This is a genomic window from Burkholderia sp. Bp9143 (assembly GCF_003853645.1).
Lineage (GTDB): Bacteria > Pseudomonadota > Gammaproteobacteria > Burkholderiales > Burkholderiaceae > Burkholderia.
Map to the genome: position 1 here is coordinate 1 of NZ_QTPO01000076.1, position 16,840 is coordinate 16,840.

The following is a 16,840-nucleotide window of genomic DNA, read 5'->3' on the forward strand; positions in this document are numbered from 1 at the left end:
TCGCGCAGCCCCGTCTTCCCGTGGTGGCGATCCGCCAGCTTGTACCCCAGCGCATCCTCCGCAATCAGGATCTTCTGCACGTTCGCCGAACCTTCGCCCGTGAAGAACATGTCCGCGTACGCCCGGTACCACGACACCCGGTATTCCTTCGCCAGCCCATAGCCACCGAAAATCTGCACCGCCTTGTCCGCACAGAACTTCGCCGTCTGCGACGCGTGGTACTTCGCAATCGCCGCGATACGGTTCGACGGCAAGCTCTCGTCCATCATCTGCGCCGCCTTGTACACCAGCGCTCGGCTCGCCTCGATCGCTACCGCCATCTCCGCCAGATCCGACTGGATCATCTGGAAGCGCCCGATCGGCTGGCCACGCAGCGTCCGCTCGTTCGCGTATCGCAGCGCGTCCTCGTAGCACGCGCGCGCCACCCCCAACGCCTTGGCCGCCACACCCACTCGACCCGGCTGCAGCGTGCGCATGATGATCTTGAACCCCTCGCCTTCCTCGCCCAGGCGGTCCTCCACCGGCACCACGAAATCATCCAGGTACACCACGTTCGTGCGGAACGAGTTCGACAGACCCATCATGTCGATCGGCTGCGCCGTCCAGCCCGGGTACTTCTTCGGCTGCACGATGAACGCCGTCACCCCCTTCGTGCCGCCGTCCCGTTCCGTCTTCGCGAACAGCACGCCAACGTCCGTCTCGTTCGCGATCGACGCGAACATCTTCTGCCCCGTGATCCGATATACGTCTCCGTCACGACGCGCGAACGTCTGCATGTTCCCCGCCGCGTCCGAGCCGCCGCCCGACTCCGTCAGCGACATCATCCCGATCGTCTTGCCCGCCACCAGGTTCGGCACGTACTTCTTGATCTGCTCCGGCGTCCCGCCGAAATAGATGCAGCTCGGGCACGTCGAGCCCTGCTGGTTGTTGCACGACGCGAATCGAACGTCGATCCGGCACATTTCCTCCTGGATCACCGCCGCCGCCAGGTAACCCATGTTGCTGCCGCCCACCGACTCCGGAAATACCGCCCCATACAACCCGGCTTCGCCGGCCTTCCTCACCAGCTCCCGCGGAAACTCCCCGCGCTTCTCGAAGCCGTCCATTACCGGTACCACCTCGTTCTGCATGAAACGATTCACAAGGTCGCGTACCGCTTCGATCTCCTCCGACATCGACTGATCCACTCGTCTTCTCCTTCAGGGGGTTCTTTGATGCGCGGCAGCCCGATTCCTTAATCGCGGCCGCGCCTGTTTTTCCTCATCCCTTCACAGCAACATGCATGCCATATACGCATCGAACTGCGATCGCACGTGTGGACCGGCCCGAGCCTCTTGGGAAGGTCAGGTTCGACATCGTTCGTGTCCATCGGAAGGACTGGCGACTCATGAAGTGTCCGTAGCAACGACACGAGGAATCGCGACAAAATGCACGATCGTCGCGGAAGCCCGGTCGACGGATGCAGCGAAGATGGCATGGGCATTGCGATCGAGATATGTCCGCCAAAGGATTCACTCGGCATCCGAGATGCCGGTCGATCAGCCCGAACAGAAAGAGGAAATGAATGCGTGCAGTGCAGATCAAGAAGCTTGGGTTAGCCGAAACCCATCAGGTCGAGGAATTAGACGACCTCGAGCCACAGAATGACGAAGTCGTAATTGACGTCAAAAGCGCTGCGGTCAACTATCCCGATCTGCTGGTCATTTCAGGGCAGTACCAAACGCGCCCTCCGTTGCCGTTCTCACCGGGGAAAGAAGCCGCCGGGATCGTCTCCAGGGTCGGCCCGGCCGTCACACGCGTCAAGCCAGGAGACCGCGTGCTCATTCATGTCGAATGGGGAGCGTTCGCGACGCAGACGATTGCGCGCGAAGATCAATGCCTGCCGCTGCCTGATGAGATGACGTTCGTCGACGCTACCGTTCTCGGTTTGCCCTCGCAAACCGCCTGGTTTGCCCTCATGGAGCGGGCACGCTGGTCAGACGACACGGTACTCGTCACCGGAGCTACCGGCGCAGTCGGTCACGCCGCCGTGCAGATTGCCAGTGCGATGGGCGCGACGGTGCTCGCTGGCGCCAATTCCCCGGAACGAGCACGGGCCCTTCTGAAGGACATCCCATGCCACATCGTCGACCTTGGCGCTCCGGACTTGCGCAACAGTCTTCGCGCTCAGGTTCATGCGGCGACAGAAGGCCAAGGCGTCGATATCGTGATCGACGCGCTGGGCGGTGATGTGTTTGATGCGTCGCTGCGCACACTCGCCTGGGATGGACGAATCGTCACGGTCGGGTTTGCAACCGGGCGTATCCCGGAGATCAAAGCAGGCTATCTGCTAGTCAAGAATGCGACGGTGACTGGGTTACAGTGGACCGACTATCGCGATCGTCAACCGTGGAAGGTCGCGCAGGCCCACGCAGCACTGAGCTCGCTGTGGGCCAAAGGGGCATTGCGTCCGAACATCATGCAAACCCTTCCGATGGACCGGTTGCCCGACGCTCTTCAGCTGATCGACACTCGCCGCGCGACGGGCCGCGTGGTGCTCACAATGGATTGATGCGATGAAGTCAGCGGACGTCTAGCGCGGCACGCGCGTAGGCGTCCGCGCCGGAGTGCACGCACAGACTTCAATCTCGCTCGAATTCGATGCCACCCTCTCAACGCTAAGCGGCAGCGGTCTCAAGACGCGTCGCTGAGTTGATACGAAGCGACAATTCCAGGGTCAACGCCCGCATGGCATGCGGGCGCTTGAACCGGTGTTACGCAGCTACGTATTTCAGCCAGCGACCGCCGTCAACGATCAAGTTTTCACCGGTCACGTAGCACGCCAGGTCTGACGCGAGATAAACAGCCGCATTCGCGATGTCTACACGCTTGCCGAATCGGCCCAGTGCCGTCTTCTTCGCCTCCAGCTCGCCGCGCCCCGATTCCTCGTACATGCGGCGCACGCCTTCCGTGTCCCCGATCGGCCCCGGCGAAATTGTATTGACACGGATATTATCGCCCCCCCACTCGACGGCCAACGTCCGCGATAAGGACAGAATGCCGCCCTTGGCCGCAGAAGCGTGGGCAGCACCCGGCCAGCCGGTCACGCCAAGCATCGTGATGATGCTGATGATCGACCCGCCGTGCGCCGAATTCTTGAGATGCGGATAGGCAGCGTGACATCCATGGAACGTGCCGTTCAGGTCGATATCGATGACCGTTTGCCAGCCGCGCGGCGACAATTCGGCAGTCGGGCAAACGAAGTTGCCTGCGGCATTATTGACGAGCACATCAAGACCGCCAAAGTTTTCGACCGTCGCATCGACGGCCGCCTTCACATCATCGTAATTGCGAACGTCGGCACGGCGCGCGATAGCCTTGCCACCGCTTTCGTTGATCGCTTGGGCGGCGGCCTGAACGCGCTCCTCATTTCGGCCCACCAGCATCAGCGAGGCACCCAGTCGGGCATATGTGTTGGCGATTTCCAGGCCGATCCCGGTACCCCCGCCAGTGATCAGGGCAACGCGGCCCTTCAAGGTGTCGTTCGTGAACATCAAGCTATCTCCGTTTGTTCGAAATGTCCGTCCCGGCGGCGTATGCGACCGTTCCAGTCAGTGTTCCGACAATGCAAGGTCCGTGCCTGCTTCCGAAATACGCAATCGCGCGTGATACGTGCCAACAGTGTGTTGCTCGCGAACACTATGTTCCCCAAGAACGCACCGTACGCCCGCTCTCGGGCCGGCATCGTCGATGAATCGGAATTGGCATGGCGCTTGCTTATAACCCGCAATCATTCGTTGATGCCGCATTCAGGAGACATGTCATGACCAAACAGCTGGTGAACACTGCTATCGAAGGTGCCGTACTTGTCATCAAGCTCTGCAGCCCCGAGGATCGCAATGCACTGACGACCGAACTTCGGGAACAATTGGGCGATGCGGTGAAACTCGCTGAGAAGAATCCCGCCGTACGAGCGGTCTATCTCACGGGTGAAGGCCCGACATTCTGTTCAGGCGGCAATCTGAACATGCTCAAGACCGCGTGCGATCCCTGGACGGTCCATCGACGCTTTCGCAATCTCAACGACTGGCTGATTCCGCTGATCATGCTCAACAAGCCGGTTGTCATTGGCGTACGCGGTCAGGCAGTTGGTGGGGGCCTCGGCCTCGCACTGACCGGTGACCTGCTGATTGCGGGCGAGGGAGCGAAGTTCATCCCCGGCTTCTTTCGCATCGGCGTAATGCCGGACATCGGCACCATGTATCACCTGCCGAGGCTCATCGGAATGGCCGCCACCAAAAGACTTCTGTTTACCGGCGCCACGCTCTCGGCACAGGAGGCACTTGACCTCGGATTGGCTGCCAAGGTGGTTCCCGATGAACAGGTCGACGAAGTCGGCCTTGCCGAAGCCACACGTCTCGCGAATGGCCCCGCCGAGGTGATGGGTCTCGCGAAAACGCTGATGGCTCGCAGCTTCGAAACGAGCCTGCATGACATGTTCGCCTTCGAAGGATTCGGGCAGGTTCTCGCGATGTCGAACGCCGAGTTTGCCGAAGGACTTGGCGCCGCGCTGGAAGGCCGGCGCGCTGACTTCGCCCACGCCGCATCGAACCAGTAAGTATGTCGCTACCGGACGCTCCAATGCGGCCTCGTGGCCGAAGCGCGATGTCCCGTTCGACCTTTTCGGTCGATTGAGCATCGCGTCTTTTTGCCCGCCTTTCGAGGTGGGCTTTTTTTGGTTCATCGAGGATCGCATGCCGTTTTGAAGTGTACGTGTCTTTGCCAAATGCACCGATCGAAGGTCATTGAATGTCTTCGCCACGCACACTGCCCAATCACGCATTCATGCCAGTACGGGCTCGCCACCCTTCTGATTGCGACGCAACGCGGCACTCCAGATTGGCATAAACCTTGCAGAAGAATTTCCGTGACGATATTCGCGCTCGAATGTACCACCGCTTTTATTCCGGACGCGTGGCATCGAGCGCGTTGTCCCGGTCGGCATCGCAACCGGGAAATCTCAACTTCGCGCATAGCGCATCCATCCAGATGGGGACACCTCATGCAATTCGAAGAAATCATTTATCAGGAAGACGGCCCGATCGGTACCATCACCCTCAACCGCCCGAACGACGGCAACATGTTCACGCCGCAGATGTGCCATGAGATCCGCGACTGCATCAACGAAATCCGCCGCGAAACCCGAACGCGCGTGATCGTGATCACGGGTGCGGGTGACAAGTTCTTCTGCACCGGCGGCCGCAAAGAGGGCATGGAAGACTCAATGCTGTATGCGGGCGTGCTTCCGACGCTCGAGATGTACGAAAGCATCGACCGCCTGCAGAAGCCCGTGATCGCATCAGTGAACGGTTTCGCTGTGGGTGGCGGTAACGTTCTGCAAGTCGTGTGCGACATCACGATTGCAAAGGAAAGCGCCGTATTCCGGCAAGTCGGCCCGATGGTCGGCAGCTTCGATGGTGGCTATGGCACGTGGTATCTCGAAGATCTCGTCGGGAAAAAGCGTGCGAAGGAGATGTGGTACCGCAATCCCAAATTGACTGCGCGCGAAGCACTTGAGTGGGGGCTCATCAATCACGTAGTTCCCGATTCTGAACTCCAGGAAGCCACGCGCAAACTTGCACTCGAAATCGCCGATCGCGGCGCATTCGCGCTGGCATCGATCAAGGCCGCATTCAACGCACGCCACGGCGGTGTGTCCGGTCTTTCGCGGATGGCGCATGACCTGCTGCTGCGCGGATATCTCGATACCGACGAGCACGCAGAACTCGCCGACGCATTCGCTAATCGTCGTGCGCCGGATGCAACGCGCTTCGGTCATTAAGGCACACGATCCTGGAGTTACCGACCATGTCGCATCTCCTTACCTTGCATGACCCCGCGACGGCCCGGAAGCATTATTTGACCGGAATCTGGCAAACAGACACGTTGTACTCGCTGGCAAGCCGCCACGCGACCGAGAGGGGTTCATCCTTTGCGGTTCGCGACAGCACCAGGCGTCTTACCTGGAGCGCGCTCGTCGCGTGGGCAGATGCGGTGGCCGCCGATCTACACGACAGCGGCCTGCGTAGCGGTGACCGCGTGTCGGTCTGGCTGCCCAATCGCGTCGAAATGGCGGTCATTCAGCTCGCTTGTTCGCGCAACGGCTACGTCTGCAACCCTTCGCTGCATCAAAACTATACGGTCGCGGAAATACTGGCAATGCTGGGCCGCATCGAGTGCCGAGCCCTATTTGCGCAGCCCGGCTGGGGGGCAGACGCGGATAAAGCTGACGTATTTTCCGGGGCTGCCGAGCTCAATCACATGAAGCGGGTCTACGCGCTGCCCGCCTTGCGTGCAGTCGATTCGACCACCCCGCCGGCGACAAGTGCATTTCCGATTCCGGGACACGTATCTCAGATCCCGCTTCCACCACCAAGCCAGAACCCCGACCAAGTCGTTTATCTGGCATTCACGAGCGGCACGACCGGAACACCGAAAGGCGTAATGCACAGCGACAACACGCTGCTCGCTAACGGCCGCGCCCTGGCATCCGACTGGAAGCAGACCGGCGACACCGTACTGCTCACGCTCAGCCCGATGAGTCATCACGTCGGCACTGTCGCATTCGAGCAAGTGCTCGTCGCTGGGTGCGAACTGGTCTTGTACGATGCGACGGCAGGTATCGCACCACTTGACTGGATCGTGTCCACGGAAGCCACCTACGTCATGGGGGTCCCGACGCATGCGATCGACCTGCTACTGGAAATCGAGCGCCGCGATGTCTCCAGTCTCGGATCGGTAAAGGTTTTCTATATGGCCGGCAGCCTGATCCCGACCGAGACCGCGCGTAAGCTGCTGTCCCTTGGTGCGACACCACAGAACGTATACGGCATGACGGAAAACGGCTCGCACCAGTACACAAAGCCAGCTGATTCAGTCGACGTCATCACGGGAACGTGCGGCGCCGCATGCGACGGCTATGAAGTGCGCCTCTGGCAGCCGGACAACCCCGATCTTGAAGTCGCTCCCGGCGAAGTCGGTGAAATTGGCGGTCGCGGCGGTTTACTGATGCTCGGCTATTTCAACAATCAGTGCGCGACCGAATCTTCGTTCAACAGCAGCGGCTGGTTCATGAGCGGCGACCTCGGTCGCTTCGACGGCGCAGGGAATCTGGAGATTGTCGGGCGAAAGAAAGACCTGATCATCCGTGGTGGTCACAACATCCATCCGTCGCACATCGAGGAGTACGCCCATCGCCATCCTTCCATCAAGAAGGCCGCGGCGTTCGGCATTCCTGATGAGCGTCTTGGAGAAAAGGTCTGCCTCGCGGTCATTGGAGACGGCACGCCGCCCGAGGCGGATGATCTGCTTCAGCATCTGGCACGCGAAGGTCTTTCAAAATTCGATATGCCTGAATACTTCGTGGTGCTATCAGAATTTCCGTTGACGGCAAGCGGGAAGATTCTGAAACGCGAGCTGGTGCAATGGGTTCAGAGTGGGCGTATTCAACCAAGTCCCGTCCGTTACCGAGCGGGCTGATACGTTTCAATCTTTGCGCTTGCCCGGCTGCGCCGGGCAAGCGGATCTAAAATTTCATCGGAATCTCGACGCAATGGCAGCCCGCACCAGTCGTCGCAAACGTTTTTCCAGGAGTAGTCAGCATGAATCGTGATTGTATTGTCGTAACGGGTGCGAGCCGCGGTATTGGCGCGGCGATTGCGTTAGCGCTCGCAGAACAAGGCCGCAATGTGGTCTGCCTGTCCCGTTCAGGCGCCCTGCCGTCCCTTCCTGATACGCCCACCGACGTGTCAGCGCGCTGGCTTTCACGCAAGGTGGACGTCACCCGGCCGGATGAGTTGAAGTCCGTACTAAACGAGCTCGCCGCCGAAGGGTGGCGAATCGTCGGGTTGGTCAATAACGCGGGATTTCACGTCGACGCACCGTCGGCGGAATTGCCTCTCGACCAATGGCATCGGGTGATGGACATGAACGCGACGTCGGTCGTGACCGCCTGCCAGGCAGCGTATCCGCATCTCGTATCTGCAGGTAGCGCGCTGATCGTCAACATCGGCTCGTTTTTCGAGAAACTTGGCGTCAAACGCAACCTCGCGTACTGCGCAAGCAAGGCAGCCGTCGGCGCGATTACGCGCTGTCTGGCAGTCGAATGGGCCAGCAAGGGAATCCGTGTAATCAACGTCGCCCCGGGCTACATCCAGACAGATCTGAATGCGGACGCGATCTCGGAGGGGCCCCTGGCCACCTATCTGGAAAAGCGCATTCCGCGCGGCAGACCGGGTACTGCCTCGGAAGTCGGTGCACTTGTGGCCATGCTGTTCACGCAAGCGGGATCCTTCCTGACTGGCGAAACCGTCTACGCAGACGGCGGTCAAGGCATCGCGCATTGACCAACGATGTACCGTGCAGGGTCGTGGCAGCAGTCATGCGGCCCTGCACCTCGATTCAAGACTCCATCCCTACACGTCGGGCGACCGCTGGTTACTCCGACAGTCAAGTGCGTCAATGAATCGACGCGCCCCCCCCGCCAATAGCCAGCTGGCACCGTACTGGTACGCGCGCGAGAAGCTACTTTTGTTCTTCGCGAGAACAATCGATGTCGGAGCCGAGAACACCTGCAGACACAATTGAGCATGACATTGCGAAAAACGTCTACTGGATTTCCCATGCGACGTCGCCTTCAGGCTTGTGTTCCAGTAAGCGACATTCCAATCATTGCTGGCACGGACGTTGCGTTCTTGTTTGCATCCGATCGCAAATGCAGGAATTCGGATTCGGATAGCCGGTCAACACGGCGACATCTACGAACACAAAAACACATTTATTTGGAGACAAACCCGTGACGAACGATATTCCCGTCTAGCCACAGTGCCGAGCAGAACCGAGCCGACTGCCTCTCGGTCAGCCTCGTGCCGAAGCCATTACCCCTCGAACGCATCGTAACCATTACGGCGTGAATACGCACGCCCGTATTCAACAGCAAAAGGAGGAGCTCGAAACGACGATCTCGAGATCGTCACTTCTCAGCTGAACGACACGAGGCGCACCAAACAAGCATCGCGGCGCCGGATGACGTTTCAGTAGCAGCTGTTGGCTTCGTCATATTCCTGGGCGAGTATCGCATTCGCGTTTCCCTCGCGCTAAAGAATTTCTAGCGAAGTCGAAATATTCATACTATTACTTCGTATTTCTAACTATGAGCGCAAACTTCAAACGGCACATTCTCTGCGCCGCGATTCTGGGCACCTTTGTTACTGCGGTTCATGCTCAAAGCAGCGTGACACTGTATGGCGTTATCGATGAAGGCGTCATGTTTCAGAACAACAATGAGGGTGGCAAGCGAGTCTTTCTCGATTCGTTGAGCGGAATTTTCGGTAGCCGCTGGGGCATGACCGGTACAGAAGACCTGGGTGGTGGCCTGAAAGCGATTTTCACGCTCGAATCCGGTATTAACCTCAACAACGGCGCGTTCGGTCAGGGCGGGACCGCATTCGGCCGTCAGGCTTTCGTTGGCCTGAGTAGTGACAATCTCGGCAGCCTCACACTCGGCCGCCAGTATGACATGATCTTCTACTTCCCCGAGCCGCTGACTGCCGCCAGCTTGATCGGAGGTCCGGCAGCAACCCACCCAGGCGACCTGGACAACGGTGCCAACACCGTACGCGTCAACAACGCTATTCGGTACATGAGCCCGAGTTTCCACGGCTTCAAGTTCGGTGGTGAATATAGCGTTGGCGGTGTGGCTGGCAACATCACCGCCAATAGTGGCTACTCGGTGGGTACGTCGTACGAATATGGACCCCTGAAGCTCGGAGCGGCCTTCGAACATTTCAAGAATCCCACTTCTGCGACTGCAGGATCGGGCTTCTTTACCGATAACGCCAGCGGTGCTTCGCCCGTCGCGTTGTCCCTTAACAAAGGCTACAAGAGCGCGCAAGCATATCAAACCGCTCTTGTGGCTGCGAACTATACGATCGGCAACTTAACTCTGGCCGCCTCATATTCGAACGTGCAATATGGGCAACTTGGCCCGGATCTCCTGGGCGGCACCGCGCGCTTCAACAACTTCGACATCGGTGCGCAGTACAAGTTTTCGCCGTACTTTTTTGCCGGAATCACCTACGACTATCTGAACGGCCGAGCCGTAAAGACCGCCAGCGGTACGACTGTGGGTGGGCAACACTACAATCAGATCGCGCTTACGGCTGACTACTTCCTGTCGAAACGGACCGATGTCTACACGTCAATGGGATGGCAGCGCGCATCCGGCGTCTCGTCGACCGGCGCCCCCGCCGTTGCCGATATCGACAACCTTGGCGATTCGTCGAACAATCATCAGTTCCTGATCCGCGCGGCGATTCGTCACCGCTTCTAAGCTGGTTTAGCCAGGCACGCGGAGGCTCGCAGCAAGCGCACCCGCGTGCCCTCCGCATTTCGCCTCATCATCGGGAAGACCACCATCACCGCCAACGCGGCGACGCTCAGCGTCATCGACATAGCCACAGCGAGCTCGGCACAATGACCAGATGGCAACGCCGCTAAACCCGGGAAGCCATACGCTGCCCTGAAACTTGATCAGTCACCATGTCCGGGTCAATGCAGGGAATGTAATTCAAGCAGGCTCGATCGCTTAAGCCCGGCAGTTTCGAGATGGAGCCGACAGGATTCAGTCGGCGATGGAGCGATCGTTCGATCAGCTCCATCACAATGGGTTTCAGCCCTTTGCATTCGCGAGAATGACAGTGCAATGTGACGAAAGAATGCCTCCCTCGTTATGCACCAGCGCGACCTCCGCACCTTCGACCTGACGCGCGCCCAGACCACCTCTCAATTGACGCACTGCCTCCACCATGCCGAAGAGACCGCCGGCGGCGCCGGCATGAGCGTGGGACAGCATACCGCCGTGCGTATTGATCGGCAGTTTCCCGCCGATTCGCGCATGGCCATCTGCAAAGAATGCTCCGCCCTCACCACGCTTGCACAAGCCGAGTTCCTCCATTTCGATGATCGGTACGATCGTGAAGCAATCGTACAGTTCTGCCACGTCGATATCGCCTGGACCAAGTTCCGCCATCTCGTAGGCGATTCGTCCGGACTCGGTTGCACCGAACTCGGTCAAGCTTGGAGCGCACATCAAATGCTCATGCGTATGATATTCACCGATACCCTGCAGGTAAATCGGCTTCGCGTTCAGATCGGCCGCGCGCTCCGCCGACGTCACGATGAACGCGCCGCCTGCGTCCGAAATCAGGCAACAGTCCAGCATGCCGAGCGGGTCAGCGATCGGCTTGGCAGACAAGACCTGCTCGATCGTGAGCGGCGTCTTCATGTGAGCGTTCGGGTGCAACAGCGCATGCTCTCTCGTGTTCACGGCCACGTGCGCCAGTTGCTCCCGGGTCGTCCCAAGGTCGTGCATGTACCGCTGGGCGATCATCGCGTAGAACCCCGGAATCGACGCACCATACGGTTGTTCGAAATACGGATGTCCGACCGCCATCAACGACGCGACCGCGGCGTCCCGAGTCTGGCCGGTTGCCCGGTTTTCCCCTGCACAGACCAGGATGGTTTCGGCTTGCCCCGACGCAATCGCTTCGGCGGCATGCTTGAGCATGACTGCCGGGCTTGCGCCCCCCGTCACCAGCGAAGCATTGAACCTGGGTTTGAGACCCAAGTATTCGCAGATGACCGAGCCGAGCATGAAATACGGCTCAGTGAACGAGTACGCGGTCAGCACGCCATCGATATCCGACACTTTCAGGCCCGCGTCGTCGAGTGCACGCTTCGCCGCCTGCGCATTCAGGCCGAGGCCGGTCATGTGCGGAACGCGTCCGATCTCGGACTCGCCGACACCAACGATCGCGATCTTGTTCTTCAGTGATGCAGCTTTCTTCATGCCGGTGACCTCAAGCATTGACGCGATGAAATTGCGGAAGCATGGCGCCGTCGCCGCGATCCTCGAAGGTGACCGTCACTCGATCACCAATTCGCACGGAAAGTGCGTCGTCGCCGACGATGTTGGTCAGCATTCGCGGCCCCTCGTCGAGGTCGATCAATGCCACGACGTAGGGTGTTCGTGCACCGAAGGACGCCAACGGTGCGCGTCGAACGATTGTGAAGCTATGAACGCTGCCTGTGCCCTGACTTTCGATCCACGTGAGGCGATCGGACCAGCAGTTCGGACACAAATGCCGTGGCATGAAGTGAGTCGTTTCACACGCATCACACCTGCGAATCAGCAATCGCTTCTCGCGCGCTGCATCCCAATACGGCTGCGAATCGGCGTTCGCAGTCGGAACGGGCAGAGGAACCTCTTCCATAATGTGTCTCCGTAATGTTTCGGCGTCTCGTCGGACGTCAAATCCGTGTCGCCTTCTGCAGAACCGTCTTGCTCACCATGTATGCATCGAGCGACCCTTCGCCACCTTCGCGCCCGATTCCGCTATCCTTGACACCGCCGAACGGCATGTCCGCGCCCGGGGCACCGAAATGGTTGACAGACAACACACCGCACTCGAGCTCGCGCGTGATGCGTTCAGCATCGTGCAGTGAATTCGTAAACGCGTAAGCGGAAAGACCGACCGATAGGCTGTTCGCGAGCGCCAAACCTTCTTCAAGATCCTTCATCGGGACGCACACCGCGAGCGGACCAAACGGTTCGGTACTCATGACGCTGGCATCCGGCGGCACGTCGGCAAGAATGGTCGGTGCGAAGAAGCAGCCGCGATCGCCGATTCGATGTCCACCTGCCGCCACCTTCGCGCCGCATGCTTGCGCGTCAGCGACAAGCGACTCCATCGCTGCGAGCCGACGTGCATTGATCACCGGACCCATCTGAACATTTGGAGCAAATCCGTCGCCGACGCGAATTTCGTTGGCCGCTGCGGCAAACGCTGACACGAACTCGGAATACACCCGCTCGTGCACGATGAACCGAGAAGGCGATGCACAGATTTGTCCTGCCATGCGCATCTTCGATGCCACCGCCAGGCGGGCAACCTGTGTGACGTCCACGTCGTCGCAGACCAGCACCGGAGCATGTCCACCCAACTCCATCAAGACGGGCTTCATCGCTGCACCCGCCAATTTCGACAGCTGCATGCCGACCGACACCGAACCGGTCAGCGTAACCATTTTGATTACCGGTGATGCGATCAACGTCGTCGAAATTTCGGCCGGATCGCCAAATACCAGGTTGAGCACGCCCGGAGGGAGCCCAGCGTCAATGAAGCATTGAACAAACGCGCATGCGGCTCCGGGCGTTTCCTCCGCCGCCTTGATGACGATGGAGCAGCCCGCCGCCAGTGCTCCGCTGATTTTTCTCGATGGCGAGCTGATTGGCACATTCCATGGCGTGAATGCGGCGACCGGCCCGATCGGCTGTCTAATGACCAAGCGCTGCATTCCCGGCTCGGACGGCGCGACCGAGCCGTACGTACGCAGCAACTGCGCGGCGTCCCATTCGAGAAACGTGCCCGCCCGCTCCACTTCCGCTCGCGCGTCAGCAAGGGGTTTTCCCTGCTCCAGGGTAATGATCGGTGCAATGACACCTGCACGCGCACGCAGCAGTCCAGCCACGCGAAGCAACAGCGCGGCACGCTGTTCCGGTGCTGTATCGCGCCACACCTTGAAGCCTCGATTGGCTGCGCTCAATGCAAGCTCCAGATCCGACGTCGTAGCGCTCGGAACCGGACCGAGCGTGCTTCCATCGCTCGGGTTCGTGACCTCATGACAGGCCGGCCTGTCGTATATCCAAGCGCCGTCAATATGCAGCCCGATGCGGGGGTACAGACGATCCACTGCCGCCTCACGCACGTTCGAGCTCAACTCCGACATATCACAATCCTCTCTTTGAGTCGCTGCCGACCGGCAACTGATTTGCCGGCTTCGGTTTGATCGTTATCCGGCCAATGGTGCAGACCGCGGTCGCATTTGCGATTTATGTCGCGCTCGTCGCGGACTCGCTCGACTCCCTCGGCCGGCGGCGATAGAGCATCGTCACCTCCATCTCCTGCACGACGGTACCGTCGTGACGCACGAATCGACGTTCCATCTTGACCGTCCCGCGATCCGGCTTTCTGGATTCCTTGCGCTCGATCACCGTCATCTCTGCGTGCAGCGTGTCGCCGTGCTTCACTGGAACGAGCATGCGCCACTTGTCGATTTGGAGTAGCGCGAGCAGCGTGCCGTCGTTGACACCGCTCGCATATTGCAGGCCACCCATGATTCCGTAGACAAGAGGACCGTGCGCAATCGGCTCGCCGAACTGCGTCGTCTTGCAGTATTCCCAGTTCGTGTGGACCTCATTGAAATCGCCCGTTAGACACGCGAAATTCACGATGTCGGTCGAGGTAATGGTGCGCGCCGGTGTTCGAATAACCTTGCCTACCTCGAAGTCTTCCCAGTACAGCCCTCGCCGTGTCGACATGACCGATCTCCTTGCATGAATGAATATCGAACAATCAAGCAATGATCGTGCCTTCAAGCATGTCGCAGCGAAGGCCAGTATTCAACGGCAATCGGTGCATATCTGAAAGTGTCGATGTCAAGCTCGACAACACAGTGTCTTTTCCGTTGACACTCAATTCTTGTTTGGCCCGCGCCTTGGTCTGAGACGGATAACGCGCCGGAACCCAAAACGCAATCTGGCATGGCGCTTGCTGGCTTCTCGTAAGTGAACTCTATTTCGGCCGATCGGTTCGGGTCGGCCGTCTTCCCCGTCCCGGAGGTCTGTCTCATGCCTTTATCCGATGCCAGCGCTCGTCGAGAGGTCCATCAACGCGTGATCGATATGAAGACTTATGCACGCGATGATGGGCTCTATGACGTCGAAGCTCATCTGATTGATCGCAAGCCATTCGACTTCCCCCATGCAGGGCGGCCGGATCCACTGCCTGCCGGCGAACCACTTCACGATCTCTGGGTTCGCATAACGGTCGATGATCAGTACACGATTCAGCGAATTGAGGCGGCTTCGGACGCCACACCGTTCCAGCTATGCAGGGAAGCGGCCGGAACACTCAATGTACTCGTGGGCGAGAGGATTGCAAAAGGATGGTCTTCACTGGTTAAGGAACGCCTTCGCGGGTCGGCGAGCTGCACCCACCTGAGGGAAGTGCTCATTCCGCTGGCCACGACCCTGATCCAGGGCGTTCGTAGCCTGAAGGGCGCGCCTAGCAGTGTCCTCGATGCGAACGCCAAACCAGCAGCCTTGAACACCTGTTACGCCTACGCGGAATATCGCGACGTCGTGAGGATGAGGTGGCCAAAACACTTCAAGGCGCAGGAATCACCAACCGCCGAGTAACGATGAAATGCCCCGCATCCGTCGGCCCCGTCTATCACCGCCCATACCTCAACCAGCGCTAAAAACACCCCGCCGCCATGCGCGACCATTCAAATCTGCAGCAATCCCAAGCCGCCGCGACTCGTGCGAGCGAGCGCAAACTCACGATCACGCTCTGGCTCGTGGCGACGGGATTCTTCATGCAGACGCTCGATACCACGATCGTCAATACGGCTCTTCCTGCGATGGCTCGAAGCCTTGGCGAGGCGCCGCTCCACATGCAGTCTGTTGTCATCGCCTACTCGCTCACGATGGCCCTGATGATCCCGATTTCCGGGTTCCTGGCGGATAGGCTCGGTACTCGCTGGGTGTTTTTTTCTGCCATCGTCATCTTCACGATCGGTTCACTACTCTGCGCGAATGCACAAACGTTGGGCCAATTGGTGTTGTTCCGCGTCGTGCAGGGCATAGGCGGCTCGATGCTGCTACCCATCGGCCGCCTCGCGGTCATTCGTTCCTTCCCGCGCGAACGCTACCTGCCAGCGCTCACATTTATTGCGATTCCCGGGCTGATCGGCCCGCTGGTCGGCCCCATGCTCGGCGGCTGGCTCACCGAAGCGGCGTCGTGGCACTGGGTATTCTTGATCAACGTTCCCGTCGGCGTGATCGGGTGCGTCGCGACTGCCATCTACATGTATGGTGAACCGCTACGGTCACGGGCACGATTCGATCTCATCGGCTATTTGATGCTCGCTGTCGCAATGCTATCGATTACGCTCGCACTCGATGGAGCCGCCGAATTCGCCCTCACGGGTAGCGCCGTATTTGTCCTGGCCGCCTCCGCATTCGCGGGCCTCGCCCTATACGGCCTTTACGCCGCGCACGCCCCTGATCCCCTGTTTTCCCTGAAGCTATTCGCCATCCGGACCTTCAAAATCGGGCTGCTCGGAAACTTGTTCGCACGAATCGGTGGCGGCGCAATGCCGTATCTGCTGCCGTTGCTGCTCCAGGTGAGTCTTAGTTACACCCCGTTTCATGCAGGCATGATGATGCTGCCAGTCGCCGCAGCCGGAATGGTGGCCCGACACGTCGTCGTTCAATTGATCAACGCGTACGGTTACCGCAATGTTCTGTTGGGCAACACTCTGATGGTCGGCCTGACCATGGCGAGCTTCGCGCTGACGTCCCGACAACAGCCGCTATGGCTTCATATCTTGCAGTTCGCGCTCTTCGGCGCAGTCAATTCAATGCAATTTACTGCCATGAACGCGATTACGCTGAAGGATCTCGGAACGGCCGGCGCCAGCAGCGGAAACAGCCTATTTTCACTGGCGCAGATGTTGTCGATGAGTCTTGGCGTGACGATTGCAGGTGCACTACTGGACCAGTTCACTTCTTTTTTCGGTCACCAAACACTCGCCCAGACACTAACAGCGTTTCATGCAACCTTTGCGTGCATTGGGTTCGTAACTGCATCGTCAGCTCTGATCTTCGCCCAACTGACACCCGAAGCCCGACCTGCCTCGGGCGGTGTCCAGACACAAGTTGAGGAAGCTTGAGCGG

Annotated in this window: 14 protein-coding genes; 8 read left to right on the plus strand and 6 right to left on the minus strand. The window is 59.3% G+C overall.

The annotated features are described in order from the left end of the window. On the minus strand, positions 1-1,187 hold a 1,187-nt coding region (locus tag DIE23_RS36040; RefSeq protein WP_124617287.1), incomplete at its 3' end, for an acyl-CoA dehydrogenase family protein. A gap of 377 nt (positions 1,188-1,564) precedes the next feature. Here DIE23_RS36040 and DIE23_RS36045 point away from each other — a divergent pair. Further along, complete coding sequence (locus DIE23_RS36045; RefSeq protein ID WP_124617289.1) at positions 1,565-2,551, plus strand: NADPH:quinone oxidoreductase family protein; 987 nt, start codon at positions 1,565-1,567, stop codon at positions 2,549-2,551. A gap of 202 nt (positions 2,552-2,753) precedes the next feature. Here DIE23_RS36045 and DIE23_RS36050 read toward each other — a convergent pair whose 3' ends face one another. Further along, positions 2,754-3,533, minus strand: coding sequence for an SDR family oxidoreductase (locus tag DIE23_RS36050; RefSeq protein ID WP_124617291.1), 780 nt, complete (start codon positions 3,531-3,533; stop codon positions 2,754-2,756). 269 nt (positions 3,534-3,802) lie between these two features. On the opposite strand from DIE23_RS36050, the gene DIE23_RS36055 reads away from it, so the two are divergent. From DIE23_RS36055 to DIE23_RS36075, 5 genes are all read left to right on the plus strand, one after another. After that, the gene (locus DIE23_RS36055) at positions 3,803-4,597 is read left to right on the plus strand and encodes an enoyl-CoA hydratase/isomerase family protein (RefSeq protein WP_124617293.1); all 795 of its coding nucleotides are present in this window, start codon (positions 3,803-3,805) and stop codon (positions 4,595-4,597) included. Between the two features lie 444 nt (positions 4,598-5,041). After that, positions 5,042-5,821: an enoyl-CoA hydratase-related protein gene (locus DIE23_RS36060; RefSeq protein WP_124617295.1), complete on the plus strand. Its 780-nt coding sequence runs from the start codon at positions 5,042-5,044 to the stop codon at positions 5,819-5,821. A 26-nt stretch (positions 5,822-5,847) separates the two neighbouring features. Continuing rightward, positions 5,848-7,518, plus strand: coding sequence for a class I adenylate-forming enzyme family protein (locus DIE23_RS36065; protein WP_124617296.1), 1,671 nt, complete (start codon positions 5,848-5,850; stop codon positions 7,516-7,518). Positions 7,519-7,640: 122 nt separating this feature from the next. Then, on the plus strand, positions 7,641-8,384 hold the full coding sequence (locus DIE23_RS36070; protein ID WP_124617298.1) for an SDR family NAD(P)-dependent oxidoreductase: 744 nt from the start codon (positions 7,641-7,643) through the stop codon (positions 8,382-8,384). An 806-nt stretch (positions 8,385-9,190) separates the two neighbouring features. Next, on the plus strand, positions 9,191-10,369 hold the full coding sequence (locus tag DIE23_RS36075) for a porin (RefSeq protein ID WP_124617300.1): 1,179 nt from the start codon (positions 9,191-9,193) through the stop codon (positions 10,367-10,369). 339 nt (positions 10,370-10,708) lie between these two features. Here the strand turns inward: DIE23_RS36075 and DIE23_RS36080 are convergent, their stop codons facing one another. The 4 genes from DIE23_RS36080 to DIE23_RS36095 form a co-directional block, all read right to left on the minus strand. Then, positions 10,709-11,887 carry a thiolase C-terminal domain-containing protein gene (locus DIE23_RS36080; protein ID WP_124617301.1) on the minus strand — a complete coding sequence of 393 codons (1,179 nt, stop codon included), beginning with the start codon at positions 11,885-11,887 and terminating at the stop codon, positions 10,709-10,711. Between the two features lie 10 nt (positions 11,888-11,897). Further along, positions 11,898-12,311 carry a Zn-ribbon domain-containing OB-fold protein gene (locus DIE23_RS36085; protein WP_124617303.1) on the minus strand — a complete coding sequence of 138 codons (414 nt, stop codon included), beginning with the start codon at positions 12,309-12,311 and terminating at the stop codon, positions 11,898-11,900. 37 nt (positions 12,312-12,348) lie between these two features. Further along, positions 12,349-13,827, minus strand: coding sequence for an NAD-dependent succinate-semialdehyde dehydrogenase (locus tag DIE23_RS36090; protein ID WP_124617305.1), 1,479 nt, complete (start codon positions 13,825-13,827; stop codon positions 12,349-12,351). A 103-nt stretch (positions 13,828-13,930) separates the two neighbouring features. Next, a complete protein-coding gene (locus DIE23_RS36095) occupies positions 13,931-14,419 on the minus strand; it encodes a MaoC/PaaZ C-terminal domain-containing protein (protein WP_124617307.1) in 489 nt (162 codons plus the stop codon). A gap of 309 nt (positions 14,420-14,728) precedes the next feature. On the opposite strand from DIE23_RS36095, the gene DIE23_RS36100 reads away from it, so the two are divergent. Both DIE23_RS36100 and mdtD read left to right on the plus strand, forming a co-directional pair. After that, positions 14,729-15,298, plus strand: a complete 570-nt coding sequence (locus DIE23_RS36100) for a DUF2889 domain-containing protein (RefSeq protein WP_124617309.1) — start codon at positions 14,729-14,731, stop codon at positions 15,296-15,298. Positions 15,299-15,375: 77 nt separating this feature from the next. Further along, positions 15,376-16,836, plus strand: a complete 1,461-nt coding sequence (gene mdtD / locus DIE23_RS36105) for a multidrug transporter subunit MdtD (protein WP_124617310.1) — start codon at positions 15,376-15,378, stop codon at positions 16,834-16,836. Positions 16,837-16,840 lie beyond the last annotated feature (4 nt).

Coding starts and splice junctions, on each gene's coding strand:
- DIE23_RS36045 (WP_124617289.1), top strand. CDS start 1,565: ATGCGTGCAGTGCAGATCAAGAAGCTTGGGTTAGCCGAAACCCATCAG.
- DIE23_RS36050 (WP_124617291.1), bottom strand. CDS start 3,533: ATGTTCACGAACGACACCTTGAAGGGCCGCGTTGCCCTGATCACTGGC.
- DIE23_RS36055 (WP_124617293.1), top strand. CDS start 3,803: ATGACCAAACAGCTGGTGAACACTGCTATCGAAGGTGCCGTACTTGTC.
- DIE23_RS36060 (WP_124617295.1), top strand. CDS start 5,042: ATGCAATTCGAAGAAATCATTTATCAGGAAGACGGCCCGATCGGTACC.
- DIE23_RS36065 (WP_124617296.1), top strand. CDS start 5,848: ATGTCGCATCTCCTTACCTTGCATGACCCCGCGACGGCCCGGAAGCAT.
- DIE23_RS36070 (WP_124617298.1), top strand. CDS start 7,641: ATGAATCGTGATTGTATTGTCGTAACGGGTGCGAGCCGCGGTATTGGC.
- DIE23_RS36075 (WP_124617300.1), top strand. CDS start 9,191: ATGAGCGCAAACTTCAAACGGCACATTCTCTGCGCCGCGATTCTGGGC.
- DIE23_RS36080 (WP_124617301.1), bottom strand. CDS start 11,887: ATGAAGAAAGCTGCATCACTGAAGAACAAGATCGCGATCGTTGGTGTC.
- DIE23_RS36085 (WP_124617303.1), bottom strand. CDS start 12,311: ATGGAAGAGGTTCCTCTGCCCGTTCCGACTGCGAACGCCGATTCGCAG.
- DIE23_RS36090 (WP_124617305.1), bottom strand. CDS start 13,827: ATGTCGGAGTTGAGCTCGAACGTGCGTGAGGCGGCAGTGGATCGTCTG.
- DIE23_RS36095 (WP_124617307.1), bottom strand. CDS start 14,419: ATGTCGACACGGCGAGGGCTGTACTGGGAAGACTTCGAGGTAGGCAAG.
- DIE23_RS36100 (WP_124617309.1), top strand. CDS start 14,729: ATGCCTTTATCCGATGCCAGCGCTCGTCGAGAGGTCCATCAACGCGTG.
- mdtD (WP_124617310.1), top strand. CDS start 15,376: ATGCGCGACCATTCAAATCTGCAGCAATCCCAAGCCGCCGCGACTCGT.